Source organism: Halobacterium salinarum DSM 3754, assembly GCF_008124605.1.
GTDB lineage: Archaea > Halobacteriota > Halobacteria > Halobacteriales > Halobacteriaceae > Halobacterium > Halobacterium salinarum.
Map to the genome: position 1 here is coordinate 38506 of NZ_VRYN01000004.1, position 12792 is coordinate 51297.

Here is a 12792-nt window from a genome sequence, read left to right on the forward strand (position 1 = left end):
TCCGCGACATTTACCGCTGCGCGGTGCGAGGTGGCACCATGACCGGACAGAAGGACCCGGACCTTCCGAGCGCGGACGTGACCGAGGGGCCCGAGCGCGCCCCGCACCGCGCGATGTTCCGCGCGATGGGCTACGACGACGCCGACTTCTCCTCGCCGATGGTCGGCGTCGCGAACCCCGCCGCGGACATCACGCCCTGTAACGTCCACCTCGACGACGTGGCCGAGTCGGCCGTCGACGGCGTCGAGGCCGGCGACGGGATGCCAATCGAGTTCGGCACAATCACCATCTCGGACGCCATCTCGATGGGGACCGAGGGGATGCGGGCCTCCCTCGTCTCCCGAGAGGTCATCGCGGACTCTGTCGAACTGGTGGCGTTCGGTGAGCGCATGGACGCGCTCGTCACAGTCGCGGGCTGCGACAAGAACCTCCCCGGGATGATGATGGCCGCCATCCGCACCGACCTCCCGTCGGTGTTCCTCTACGGCGGCTCCATCATGCCCGGCGAACACGACGGCCGCGAGATAACCGTCCAGAACGTCTTCGAGGGCGTCGGAGCCGTCGCCTCCGGGGACATGACCGAGGACGAACTCGAGTCGATGGAGCGCGACGCCTGCCCCGGCGCGGGCGCTTGCGGCGGGATGTTCACCGCGAACACGATGGCGTCCATCTCGGAAGCCATCGGACTCGCACCGCTCGGCTCCGCGAGCCCGCCCGCAGAGAGCAATGGCCGGTACGATGTCGCCGAGCGCGCCGGCCGTCTCGCGGCGGAGTGCGTCCGCGAGGACCGCCGACCTTCGGATATCCTCACCAGAGAGAGCTTCGAGAACGCCATCGCCGTCCAGGTCGCGCTCGGCGGCTCGACGAACGCCGTGTTGCACCTGCTCGCGCTCGCCGCCGAGGCGGGCGTCGACCTCGACGTGGAGGACTTCAACGACATCAGCGACCGCACCCCGAAGATTGCGAACCTCCAGCCCGGCGGCACGCGCGTCATGAACGACCTCCACGAGGTCGGCGGCGTTCCGGTCGTCCTCGCGCGCCTGCTCGACGCCGGCCTGATTCACGGCGACGCGATGACCGTGACCGGCCGCACTATCGCCGAGGAACTCGAACACCTCGGTGAAGACGGCAGCGTGGACGGTGACGTGGACTTCCTCCGCCCGGTCGACGACCCGTTCCACGAGACCGGCGCAATCACCGTCCTCACCGGGAATCTCGCGCCAGACGGCGCAGTTCTCAAAGTCACCGGCAAAGATGAGACCCAGCACACCGGCCCGGCCCGCGTCTTCGAATCCGAAGAGGACGCCATGGCGTACGTCCAGGAGGGCCACATCGAGTCCGGCGACGTCATCGCCATCCGGAACGAGGGCCCGAGGGGCGGCCCCGGGATGCGCGAGATGCTCGGAGTCACTGCCGCCGTCGTCGGCCAAGGCCACGAGGACGACGTCGCGCTGCTGACCGACGGCCGGTTCTCGGGTGCCACTCGCGGCCCCATGGTCGGCCACGTCGCGCCCGAAGCCGCGGTCGGCGGCCCGATCGCGCTCCTCGAAGACGGCGACGAAGTGACCGTCGACGTCCCCAACCGAGAGCTCTCAGTGGCAGTCCCCGACGACGAGCTCGCGGCCCGCCGCGAGGACTGGAGCGAACCCGACCCCCGTTACGACGCCGGCGTCCTCCGGAAGTACGGCGACCTCTTCGCCTCGGCCGCCGACGGTGCGGTCACCGACCCCGGCGCGAAACGCGACCCCTGACCCGGTGAAAACCACCTAGCACTTTTTTCAAGCTGCTGTGAGTACCTCCAGATATGGAGGTCCGCGTACCCCCGTTCCGGGACGCCGCCGGGCCAGCACTCCGGTCACTCGCGGCCTACGACCGCGAGGACGTCGAACTCGTGTACGAACGCGACGACGTCTCCACCAAAGACCGCGTCGTCGACGACATCCACGAGGAACTCATCCTCAACGACATCGGCATCGGCCGCCTCGAACAGCTCTTCCGGGTCGGCAAGTGGCACTGCACGATGCACCGCTTCGAGCACGCCATCTGCATCCACCACGCCACCGGCGACTACAGGGGCGTCCTCGTGAGCGTCGACACCGACGCCGACGTGGACCTAGAAGCCGTGGCAAGGGCGTGTGACGGCATCTGACCGCGGGCGTTCGGAGTGCGACTGTTCTGCCGGCTCTGGTCGTGTGTGCATCGTCGCCGCGAGAGCACCCATCCAGTTCGGGTCCAGTACTTCGAGTACAGTGACGCCCAGAACCACCTCTGCGACAGAACGGTGTCTCGGCGGACGACTCCGCCGAGGCTGGCGGTACCAGACGACGACAGATTTTATCCCACCCATCAGTGATTCAGGAGTATGGGGCCCGGTATTTTCCGCCGCGGCGCAGCGCTGTCCGTCGATCTCGTCGCGCTCTCGGCGGTGCTGTTCCACCCGTTCCCGCTGTCCGTCGTGGTCCTCGTCTACTGGGTAGACCTGCTCGGTGGGACGGCCCGCCGCTTCTGTCAGACGGTGGTCGCGGCTCCACGCGAGGCGTTCTCGCCGACCGGTCCGCCCGCGATGCGGCGGAACGGCGACCCGAACCCGCTGCGGTTCTTCACCCCCAAGCTCGGGACCCTCCGGCCGGTCACGTGGCTGCCGCCGATAGCGATTCACAACCTCAAGCCGGCCGTGGTCGGACTGTTCACCGCGGCCCCGCTGACCGCCGTCGCCGTCGGCGCGACGGTGGGGAGACTCGCCCCACCGTTCGCCCTCGGGTCGTGGCCGACGGCCGGACTGCTGACTGCCGGCGGCGTCGCTGTCCTCGCGAAACACGGGTCGGCGCTCCAGCAGTTCGTCCGCTCGGAGCGTCCGCCAGCCAGACGAATCCTCCCTGGCGTGCAGTGGCTCGGGCCGGTTCTGATGGCACTCCCTGTGGCCGCCATCGACACCGTCTATGCGGGGGCCGACTTCGACCCGTCAGCTGGATTCACGGCCGTGGCACTCCTGCTCGTCGTCGGGCGAATCACCCACGAGACGCGGCGGAGCGACCCGCCGACCGGAGCGGAGCCGTTCGAGATTTCGACGCCACCGGGGCGACCGACCGAGGTGTTCCACGTCGAGCAGCGCGCGGTCCGGACCGCGGGAGCGCTCGACGGGCTCGTCCCCCGGACCGAGTGGGACCTGCTCAACGTCGTCTCCCGACTCGCGGCCCTCTCTGCGGTGGCTGTCGTGGGGTTCTCGGTGGCCCTCGCCGTCGGACCGACAGTGGGGCTCGTCGCGACCGGCCTCGCGCTCGGCGTCCTCGCAGTGGGATTCGTGCTGACCGGTATCGCGCACTTCGAACTGGCGTTCGGTACGATGGAATACCGATTGTACGGCGACGCTCTAGTCGCGTACGACACGCGACTCGACGCCGTCCAGTGGCACGTCCCGCTGCAGGCTATCCGGGCCGTTTCGATCGAACGGGACCGCTCGGAGCGGCCGCCTCGAACGGACGCAGCGACGGTCACGCTCGACCGGACTGACCTGGACATCGACCAGTCGCCGTACGGCTTCTACCGTCAGTCTCTCCCGTACGTCCAGAACCCCGAACGCGTCGCCGAACGAATCCAGCAAGCGAAGGCGCGGTAGTCGGTCGTAGCGACTACTCCGTCACGAATCGACGGCTTGCCGGCGGCAGCGCCCACCGTTACCCCGCCGACGGCGCGGTGGTTGCGCCCCACCAACTGCCGGGCACCGTGGGCGAAGCGCATACGATAGATGAGGAGTTTATTTACCTGAGGGGTTGGGTCCTCCAAAGGTCGATGTCCCGAACTGGCCCGGCATTCGTCGAGAACGAGGATGAACTGAACGCGGATCTCGAGCTCAAGGTGAACAACGGCGAGCTGTCGGAAGTCGCCGCGGAGGCGTTCTTGGACCTCTACGAGTTCGGTCACGAGATCGGTGACCGTGTCGACATCGGCGGCGCGAAAAACGCGAACTTCGAGGTCAAGGTCGACGTCCATCAGGGAACGTACCGTGGTGACCCCAGTGTCTTCACCGCGAACGTCGACGGAGAAGTACTGATCTGGCCCGCGATGATGCCGAAGAAAGAAGACGCGATGGACGACGTTCCGTGGGAGGTAGCAGACTACAAAGCCTACCAACGAGCACTCTGCTCCCTGAGCGAGGTGCGGGACTCGAAAGCCATAGACTTCCAGGCGCTTGTCTCGAACGGCGAACTGGACGAGTTCAAAGCCGTGGTTCAGGACTTCGTCGATACCTGCCAGGAGCGAAGCGCAGACTCTGCCTGAGCCGGCTCGCTAACCGATCATAATCTGCCGTGGTCGCCACCGTTCCCGCCAGCGTCCAGAATCAGGGCGGCTTCACGAACCTCGTCGGACACGGTGCCGGGTTCTTCACTGGGATACTCGTGGCGCACGTCGGCTCGTACCGTGACTCTGGCCTTATACTAACGAAAGTGGCTGGGTTCCTTTGCTTCTGACGAACAGCAACTCACTTATTTTAGGTTTTTCTTCTGTGGTATGAATGCCGCGTAAAGGGTCCGATGGGAACAGATATCTTGACCGAGAGAGTGGATCAGACGACAAATCGGAAGGCCGAGACGATGGAGACTTTCGATGGCAAAACGAGCTTGCTAAACAGGCTAAAGGGCTTCTCAAGTCGTTCTCTTCGAGGATAGACGGTTATTCGACTAGACTCACGTATCTTCTTTTGGGAGGCTTGATTTTCTTGGTAGCATCAGGACTGAATTCGCCAGTCATCGCAAGGGGTGGAATCACAGCCAGCGTTGTATACGTCTTCCACGAGACACTGCACCTGAGAGTTCACGAACTTACCAGGATAATACGCGACCGTCTCGGGGAAGGCTGGACCTTAGCGCACGCTTTCTCACCGACGATCGGGATTGTCGCGATTGATTTATTCATCTCAGTTCCGATGTTTTCGTCCGGCGAGTACGTATGGCCGTATACCGTCGCGCTGGTAGCGCATTTTGCCGTTGTCCTGCTGATTTATCTTTGCATCAAATCGGCTAATAAAGAACTGTCCGGTATTCTCCAGCCCTGTCTTCGCAAACCGTATAGTTCAATACTTGCAGGCAGTACTATTGCAATTCTTGATCTGTACTTCGCGGTTAGAGTTTTCACCACTCCAGAATTGAAAGCTATTCAAGTTCTCTCCAGTACTAGCGAGGCCATTACACATACCGACGGCTCTCTATTATTCATGTTTGCATGCATTGGTGTACTGTTTACCGTTCTTGTCCTACTGTTGTTGATACTTTATGGCATGCTCTATCTGGCCTTGGCTGTTCTCTTGGGAAGTATACCTATACTAATATATTTCCGACCTGATTTGGTGGTTGAGGGCCTCGAAACCGCGCCTCAGTCAGTCCGCATCTGGGCAGCGGTAAGTGGGATAATTTTCGCCATAATCTCGGTCACCCCTTCGGTTCTAAAGGGTAGACCATTTCTCAAGACATTCCGCTAGTTACGGTTAGACTCCCAAACGGGAAGTATAGATATGTCTGTTTGATTCTCCGGTAATGGGGGCCACGCTAATCACCAAAGCCAAGGCAGGTTCACGAACCTTGTCGGGCACGGTGCTGGGTTCTTCTCAGAGATGGTGATTCACTCGTGGCAGAATAGACCGCTGTAAGCTCCCGGTTTCAGAGACTAGCTCCTTCCTGCTCGATTCGCTGGAGGAGACGCGACGTCGGTCGATCGTCGGCGACTCGCCACAGTCCCTGCGGCCAGAAGCTGTCTTCGTATTCGAGGATGCGGTTGACAGTCTCTGGTTCGAGATCGATACTCGTCCACTGGTCGATGTGGAAGACGTCGAGTGCCGGACCGCCATTCCAGAATTCGTCCCGCACCCACTCAGTGTGCCAGAGAGGCCCGCCAATTCGCCCAGCGGCAACGTACCGACTCTCACTGTTCCGATACACGAGCAAGGGATCGCCCGGCTCCATCTTCTCTAGGTTCCGTTCGTTGCGCTTCCACGGTGCGTCGGGGTGCTCAGGGTCCGTTCTGACTCCCCACACACGTGCATGGTCCGGGAAGCCGTCGGGTTTGTCTGGAGCAGGTGTGAGGTTTCGCGACTTCGCGAGGGTTTCGTTGAACGATTGCTCGTCAGCAGGGATCAGCCAGAGCTGAGGCACAAGATACAGATGCACACCTACAACTAAAATATCTAACCTATACCGAGGTCATATCCGCCATCAGCGTTCAGTCCTCGACTTCTGGCTGCAGATACCGTTTCCCTCGGCCACTTCCCTCGACGGCGATTAGCTCGTACTCCACGAGTCTGCCGAGATATTTCCGCCGAGTAGACCGCGCGACGGGGTCCTGCGACCGGTCCTCGTAGCGGGCGTGCAGGGTTCCGGCGTCCACGTCACCGGCTTCCTGAATGATCTCGTAGAGCAGTCGCTTGTCGGTGTCCAGTTCCCGGACCCGATGCGTGCGCATCTCTGCGCGCGCTTCCTCCTCGACGTCCTCGACAATCGCCCGCGTGATCTGGTCGCAGTCGCCGGCAACTGCACGCTCGACCGCGCTCCGAAGCAGCGCAATCCCTGCTCGTGCGTCTCCCGCTGCCCGATCGGCCACGTACGCCAGCGTCTCGTCGTCGATGCTGGACATCCGGCTGAAGGAACTGTGCGACTGGCGTATCAACGTCCTCGAGCGCGGGGTGGTGGTCGTCTACAAAACGAAAGTCGACGACCACTCGGGGGAAATGACGGAGAAGCGGATGCACCGGGTTCGGTGGGGGCCGCTGGACGACCACCCGGAACACCAGGTGCTCGAGGAGAAGAAGGTCGAGCACATGGAGAACTTCGCGGAGAACTCGTATCTCGCGGGCGATGACGACGAGGACGACGAGGCGGGCGTGACGTCGGTCGACGACATCTCAAAGCCGGTTCGGGACACGCTGATTCGGCGGTTCTGTCAGGTGGGGGTGAAACAGGCGAAGATCGGGGCGGTGTTCGACCTCCATCGGTCGACGATCTCGACAATCAAAGGCGACGGGAGCACGGAGCTGGACGACGAGCACGCGTGGGACAACGACGGCGTCTCCGCAGGGGCCGACGATGACTAACGAGGATGTCTTCGATACGGTCTTGAGCGGTTTCGTCGTCGACAGCTCCCTCGATAGCGAGCGGTTCTGAGCACGGTGTTCGTGGACGTGGCCGGCTACCCGCTTGCGCTAGGATGTCGCACTTCAGTAGGCTGTAGATCGTCATAAATTCGAGTGTCTGTGGGCTATTGTGTTATACAAGCTTCATTTTGAGCAGGAGACAATTTTAAGTCATGTTGGAATTAAAAACTATCTGCATGTCCGACTATAGGGCAGTTCTTGAACACCCGGAAACAGGCGACAGAGAAGTGCTGTACGATGGCGAACGAATTGAACACGTTCCCTACGGAGACAGTTCACAAGACGACTTTTCCTGGGGATATACCGGTGCAGGTCCGAATAACGTAGCACAGTCTATCCTAGAGCATGCGATTGCTGAGACCGACGAATCATTCGATGTTAATGCCTCCAGCGTTCGAAGCGAGTTCGCTGGAGAATTCACTATACCGGTAGGCAAAAGCGAGGAGTGGACACTGAGCATGGAAGAGGTCAAGGAGTTCTTGAGAAATCACTGAGACAGACTGTTACGTCCAAGTGAGAGAACCGTAGAAACGAGAAACACTCAGGGCGGTCAACCATGTTCTCTCGACTAAGTTCCCCATTCTTGCGTTGACGCGTGGGGTTTCGCGTCCGAGAACGTGCTCGCCCGGATATGCACACGAACCCGTGTCCGCTCGTGTGCATATTCGCGCTCGGTCGTCGCCGCGCACCGGCGGAACTACCGTGGCCGTGATAGGAGGATGTGAACTCACCCCGATTTTCGGGTGTTCAGTGAGACAAATTCATTCGGTTATCCGGGGTCGTGTGTACGAGTCGAATATGCGAATCCGCACTGACGGCGAGTACGCACACCGCGAGGACACCATTGAGGCAGCTGCGAACCGCTTAGACTGCAACAAGACCCACGCCGTGCTGGTCTCCTGCGAGGTCGTCGGCGACGTCCTGAACGGCGTGGAGGACGCACTAGAGCATCCCGATCTCCCACCCCGTATCCGTCGGGAGTTGGCCGAGACAATTTCTACACGCCGAGTGGATGTCAAGGTTCCAGAGACGAAGGCGTCGGTGCGAGTCGACTGAGTCAGTGTTCTACCCTTCGTAGTAGCTTCCGTAGAGTAGACCATGAGATGATCGACTCGCATCCCACTCTTGGTCGTAGATTTATACCCAAATCGCCTGTTACGAAACTTAGTAGAAATGTCCAGATTGAATTCGGTTTCTTGGATTAAGCAAATTGATGGGGAGCTATTCCAACGGGAATACAATCGAGCAGCACGGGATGTGGTAAGTGGGGCAATTGGAGGGGCATTGTTCTACGCTGCGAACATAGCTGGTGGGATTTTGGTACACACCCTGCTTGCAGTGATTGGCTTTCTCATGATACTTTTAGCTGCGCTATTCTACTACTTCCTGAATAGGGGTAGGGCGTATTCGTTGCGAATCGAGGAGTGGAGAAGTGACGGGGGGCAACCTGAGCGGAAGCGTAACGAGTGGCCGGAGGGAAGGGCATCCTAAATTTACTGTTTTAAAGAGCGGATGAAGACGTGAATCTGGGTGTGTATGTTCTGTCCAGATTCCATAGACAGTGGGAGCCTCTTCACCTCACCAACCCAAGAAATAAGTTATATCGCTGAAGCTTCAGGGCATGGTTGACATCAGCTTCGACGCGGACATTGATGTAGATCGTAGAGAGTTTTTGCAAGGCTTCGCTGAAGAGTACGAGAAAAAGGTCGAGCAGGGAGAAATCGACTGTCCAACTGACGGTTGTGATTCAGAAGTCTTTGATGCAGAAATCTGGCTAAGTAACCAGAACCATTTGGAGGGGGCTGCTATATGTAAGTCCTGCAATAAACGGATTGACCTGAATATCGATGATTCTCAAGTACATGACGCAGTAGGAGAAATCGAATCCGAATTGGAAGACGCATTTAAGTAATGGTTGATACAGTTTCTATTGTTTTGAGCGCCGTTGTCTCTGTTGCCGTATCTCTGGCATCAGTCGAATATCGGATTCGTCGGTCTAGATCAATTCAGCAAGACGACGAAGTATCTGAATGGTATGCAGACGCTGCTTCATACGCCAATAAAGTCCAGTCCACCTGGGAAACAAAATTCGAGCGGCCGTATGAGGAGAACCAATTCACATCATTTGATGAAGTTCAGAGAGAGATGAACCTATTTCAGACTCAGCTCACCAACCACGCTGCAGAAGCAAATGGGGTGGAAGTGGACGAGGACGTGGTAGACGTAGTTGAAGAGACCGCAGAAGCGTGTCGTAGCGTATACGAGATTCGAACACACATGAACGTGCTACCCGAATTCGAGGAACAAGGACGCACGGCGAAGCAGCAAGCCGCAGAGTTAGAAGAGAAAGCTCTTGAGAAACTATCTGAGGCATAACCTCGACTGGAAGCCAAAATCTTCGCGCTTCCGTCAGGGCTAGTTGCGGGTGTCGCTGCGGAACGGTGGGAAGTGTTTTGGAATTGTGGCCTTAGCCCAGGAGGCGTAGGAGTTCCTGACAATCTGCATTGCCATGTACTGAACACACGCAATCCAGTACCTCAGCGTCTCTCCAATCCGGTAGCGGCAGCTGGGGCTGATTGCGGTGAGGGGCGCGCGTTTGCGCGCCCCGCATTTGGCCTGCCCCCTTAGGGGCACTACCGTAGCGGTATGCGGTAACTTGGGCGGACGCGCCAGCGGCCGAGAGTGCTGGATTCCGAACGCGAGCGGGCGTAAGTGGCTGCTTTCGAGCGTGTGAGCGCACGTATTATGCGCGAAAAACTGGAGTGTACAGAACAGGGCCAGTCCGTATACACCCGTGTGAAAGTAGAGAGTGCCGAGATTTTCCTCGTAATCAGCGGATCGAGGGCGTCGACGAACGGTCGAGCCGCGAAAAACAGTCGAGCGTTACAGAGGCGTCGCTATTCGTCGGGGCGAGCCCGGTTGTGAGACGCCGCTACGTGGGCGGTGGGCCGTCAGCGTCGTGTTCGTCGTCCAGGAGGCGAACTCGGACGTCGTCCTCCGCGCGGTCACCGCGGACGATCTCGTCGATTAGCATCTGCGGGGTTCCGCGCCAGTCCGCTAGGTACCGCCACCGGCTCCGCGAGCCGTCGGAGTCGGCGTCGTCGTCCTCAACGGCCTCCGTGTCGCGTTCCCGCTCACGCCGTGGGCTCCCCGACCGGCAGCCCGCACTCGGGACAGGCCCGGAGGTCCGCGTCGTGGCGATCTTCGACAGGCTCCCGGACCACGTCGGGCGTCTCGACGCCGTACGCTTCGAGACTCACCGCTGAACACCTCCGGCGGACTCGTCACGCTCACCGAGCGGAGAGAGTCCGAAGTCTTCGGGCGAGTGGCCCTCCAGAAAGTGTTTCCAGCGGTTCTCGTTCTCGGCGATGACGTAGCCGCATGGGCACGCGGTGAGCGTGTGGACGCGCCGGCCACGAGCGTAGATGTCCGTGGACAGGCTCACGCGGACCACCCCGCGGAGCCGACGCTGGTGGATTTACGTGAAGTAAACGGAAGCCGGCAAGAGCTTCCGAAGTACTTTTTTGCAGAATGGGGCCGGAGGGATTTGAACCCCCGATCGACTGATATCTCCGGTGCGCCTCGGAACTCCAGAGGGTCGTCACAGCGGACCGATGATCAGTCGGCCGCTCGGTATACCAGTCTGGAGCGTCGTCCCGGGCGCGGGCCTCTGGAGTCAGTCGCCATGCCTGGCTTGGCCACAGCCCCGTGCGTTCCATCATACGGCGAATCTCCTCAAGAGGGTTTCGATTCGGGGGCCGCCCGGACCGCCACGCAGCGAGTGGGTTTTGTGGATCGCGCGGCATCGCTTGGGTGTATGCCAGAGTATCCGATTGTCGTGCGGGAGCTCGGCGGCGAGAACCGACTGGGCGTCGAGGACGCCGACGACTTCGAGGGGGATCTACGGGACGTTGTCGTCGAGGGCTACGACCGCGTGGCGGTTCCGGAGTACGAGGACGGCGACCGCGTCGGCACGGTCGTTGCGGCGTCCACCACGGAGATCGAAACCGTGCGCTGGACGACCGACTGAGCGGCTACGACTCTCGGGCGCTCCAGTCGCAGTCCTGGCATTTGTACCCGGTGATGAACTCCGTGACCGACGGCATATAGCCGACGGTCAGCACGTCGCTGCCGCACTCCGGACAGTCGCGGTCGGCGTCACTGATCGGCTCGGCGTCCATCACCGACGTGCCTTCGACGAGTTCCGCGAGTTTCTTTGGGGTGACCATGCGACCCTGCACGACGCGGTTGTCAGCCATACATGTACGCCTGACTGTGCGCACATGAAAGCGTGTCGTCGCCGGGCACACGATGACTGCGATGCGGTGTGGTCCGAGGGCTACAGCCAGGGCGCGCGCTCCTCGGCGGTGTCCTCGCCGGGGTAGCCGTACGCGGCCTCGTCGGGCTCGTGGCCGTTCCCGCCGTCAGTTGCGGGGGGCGTGGCGCGGGCGTCGGGGCCGTCGTCGGCCGGGACCGTGATGCCGTCCGGGCCGCCCTCGCCGTCGGGGGCGGCCTCGGCGTCGTCGCTGGCCGCCTGGTCGGGGTCGAACGCCAGCAGGCCCGCCACCGCGAACACCATCAGCGGCGCTTGTGACGGCACCAGGTTGAACACGGACAGCGCGAGCGTGGCGAGCGCGACGGCGGAGCCGAACCGGAACCGGTCGATGTCGACGACGCGGCGCAGGGCCGGCCCGAGCGCGACGACGACGAGCGCGAACGTGACTGCAACGCCGCCGGCGGCGGCGGCGTGTAACAGCAGCCCGTTCTCGTACTGCGTGACGAGCCTGGCGTTGGCCGGGCTCGCGCTGGCGAGAAAGCCCAGGCCGATGATGACACTGGGCGACGGCAGGTACTCCCCGATGGTGGCGCTGGCGGTTTTCGCGGCGATCGCGAGGATGACGAGCGCCGCGAAGCGCTCGAAGGTGTGGATGTCGACGACCGTGTCGACCGTCGGCGCGAGCGCCGCTTCGGCGGTCGCGATGACGATGAGCGGGACGCCGACGATCAGCACGCTGGTGGCTTGTTCGCGGCGGGTGCCGTCCATCTCCGCGAGGATGACTGCCAGGGTGGCGCTGCCGCCGAACACGAGCAGGCCCGTCTGGAGGACGCCGGCCCACGTGTCGAGTGCGCCGGCGAGCACGAGCGCCGCGAAGATCCCATCGACGAGCGGCAACAGCGTTACCGTCGCGAGAAGCTTGGTCGCGCCGCCTACCTGTTGCTCCAGCCGGAGCGCAACGGGGTGACGTGAGCTGCTCATATGCTATCTTCTCAACGTGGGGGTGTGGTCGGAGCGACGATACAGACGGGCGGTCGTGCGTGCGCCTGTATTTGTTGCTGGCGGGAATCCGAGCCAGCGCCCACGTCGGTGGTCCATCGTCCCAAGGGTAAATTTCGGTACGTCCGGGGAAACGGCAGTGTGGTTGCCGGTCGTACGCTTCGTGTTGGGACTGATGGAGTCCATACGTGCAGTAAATTCGTTTGAATGCATAAAGATTGCGTGACAAAGAGACGCATATGGTAAGGAACCGATACCGGCATTTAAGTCGGGGCTTTGGGTTATCTACCCACGGTGGTAGTTTATCGAGAATACAACGATGCTTTAGAACGTCTATGAAGAACTGGTGGGAGAACGCCCGTCGAACTGTACACGT

At 61.2% G+C, this 12792-nt stretch carries 16 protein-coding genes and 1 tRNA gene; 11 read left to right on the top strand and 6 right to left on the bottom strand.

Features of this window, described 5'->3' with window-relative positions; translation table 11 throughout:
• Nucleotides 1-38 precede the first annotated feature (38 nt).
• The 5 genes from ilvD (at nucleotide 39) to APQ99_RS09425 (ending at nucleotide 5476) form a co-directional block, all read left to right on the top strand.
• Nucleotides 39-1751 carry a dihydroxy-acid dehydratase gene (gene ilvD, locus APQ99_RS09405; protein ID WP_136361326.1) on the top strand — a complete coding sequence of 571 codons (1713 nt, stop codon included), beginning with the start codon at nucleotides 39-41 and terminating at the stop codon, nucleotides 1749-1751.
• Between the two features lie 53 nt (nucleotides 1752-1804).
• Nucleotides 1805-2149 (top strand): DUF7522 family protein, encoded by a 345-nt coding sequence (locus tag APQ99_RS09410; protein ID WP_136361325.1) that lies wholly within the window; start codon nucleotides 1805-1807, stop codon nucleotides 2147-2149.
• Nucleotides 2150-2362: 213 nt separating this feature from the next.
• Nucleotides 2363-3616, top strand: coding sequence for a hypothetical protein (locus APQ99_RS09415; RefSeq protein WP_136361324.1), 1254 nt, complete (start codon nucleotides 2363-2365; stop codon nucleotides 3614-3616).
• 173 nt (nucleotides 3617-3789) lie between these two features.
• Nucleotides 3790-4278, top strand: a complete 489-nt coding sequence (locus APQ99_RS09420; protein ID WP_136361323.1) for a hypothetical protein — start codon at nucleotides 3790-3792, stop codon at nucleotides 4276-4278.
• Nucleotides 4279-4513: 235 nt separating this feature from the next.
• Complete coding sequence (locus tag APQ99_RS09425) at nucleotides 4514-5476, top strand: hypothetical protein (RefSeq protein ID WP_136361322.1); 963 nt, start codon at nucleotides 4514-4516, stop codon at nucleotides 5474-5476.
• A 178-nt stretch (nucleotides 5477-5654) separates the two neighbouring features.
• Here APQ99_RS09425 and APQ99_RS09430 read toward each other — a convergent pair whose 3' ends face one another.
• Together APQ99_RS09430 and APQ99_RS09435 are read right to left on the bottom strand one after the other, a co-directional pair.
• Nucleotides 5655-6146 carry a hypothetical protein gene (locus tag APQ99_RS09430; protein WP_136361321.1) on the bottom strand — a complete coding sequence of 164 codons (492 nt, stop codon included), beginning with the start codon at nucleotides 6144-6146 and terminating at the stop codon, nucleotides 5655-5657.
• Nucleotides 6147-6213: 67 nt separating this feature from the next.
• Nucleotides 6214-6624, bottom strand: coding sequence for a Cdc6/Cdc18 family protein (locus APQ99_RS09435; RefSeq protein WP_136361320.1), 411 nt, complete (start codon nucleotides 6622-6624; stop codon nucleotides 6214-6216).
• Between APQ99_RS09435 and APQ99_RS09440 the strand changes: the two genes are divergently transcribed.
• From APQ99_RS09440 to APQ99_RS09460, 5 genes are all read left to right on the top strand, one after another.
• Complete coding sequence (locus APQ99_RS09440) at nucleotides 6614-7081, top strand: hypothetical protein (RefSeq protein WP_136361319.1); 468 nt, start codon at nucleotides 6614-6616, stop codon at nucleotides 7079-7081. The genes APQ99_RS09435 and APQ99_RS09440 overlap by 11 nt on opposite strands.
• A 236-nt stretch (nucleotides 7082-7317) precedes the next feature.
• Nucleotides 7318-7635 (top strand): DUF6166 domain-containing protein, encoded by a 318-nt coding sequence (locus APQ99_RS09445; protein WP_136361318.1) that lies wholly within the window; start codon nucleotides 7318-7320, stop codon nucleotides 7633-7635.
• A gap of 304 nt (nucleotides 7636-7939) precedes the next feature.
• Entirely contained in the window at nucleotides 7940-8197 is a 258-nt protein-coding gene (locus tag APQ99_RS09450) for a DUF7692 domain-containing protein (RefSeq protein ID WP_136361317.1), read from the top strand.
• A gap of 565 nt (nucleotides 8198-8762) precedes the next feature.
• Nucleotides 8763-9053, top strand: coding sequence for a hypothetical protein (locus APQ99_RS09455; protein WP_136361316.1), 291 nt, complete (start codon nucleotides 8763-8765; stop codon nucleotides 9051-9053).
• Nucleotides 9053-9517 (top strand): hypothetical protein, encoded by a 465-nt coding sequence (locus APQ99_RS09460; protein ID WP_136361315.1) that lies wholly within the window; start codon nucleotides 9053-9055, stop codon nucleotides 9515-9517. Before APQ99_RS09455 ends, APQ99_RS09460 begins: the two co-directional genes overlap by 1 nt.
• Before the next feature lie 758 nt (nucleotides 9518-10275).
• Here the strand turns inward: APQ99_RS09460 and APQ99_RS12960 are convergent.
• Nucleotides 10276-10401: a hypothetical protein gene (locus tag APQ99_RS12960; protein ID WP_274546368.1), complete on the bottom strand. Its 126-nt coding sequence runs from the start codon at nucleotides 10399-10401 to the stop codon at nucleotides 10276-10278.
• A gap of 272 nt (nucleotides 10402-10673) precedes the next feature.
• Nucleotides 10674-10849, bottom strand: a tRNA-Trp gene (locus tag APQ99_RS09465).
• A gap of 109 nt (nucleotides 10850-10958) precedes the next feature.
• Between APQ99_RS09465 and APQ99_RS09470 the strand changes: the two genes are divergently transcribed.
• Entirely contained in the window at nucleotides 10959-11171 is a 213-nt protein-coding gene (locus APQ99_RS09470) for a hypothetical protein (RefSeq protein WP_010902717.1), read from the top strand.
• Between the two features lie 4 nt (nucleotides 11172-11175).
• Here the strand turns inward: APQ99_RS09470 and APQ99_RS09475 are convergent, their stop codons facing one another.
• Nucleotides 11176-11400, bottom strand: coding sequence for a DUF5795 family protein (locus APQ99_RS09475; protein WP_010902716.1), 225 nt, complete (start codon nucleotides 11398-11400; stop codon nucleotides 11176-11178).
• 80 nt (nucleotides 11401-11480) lie between these two features.
• Nucleotides 11481-12398, bottom strand: a complete 918-nt coding sequence (locus tag APQ99_RS09480) for a DUF5794 domain-containing protein (protein WP_136361314.1) — start codon at nucleotides 12396-12398, stop codon at nucleotides 11481-11483.
• Nucleotides 12399-12792: the final 394 nt, after the last annotated feature.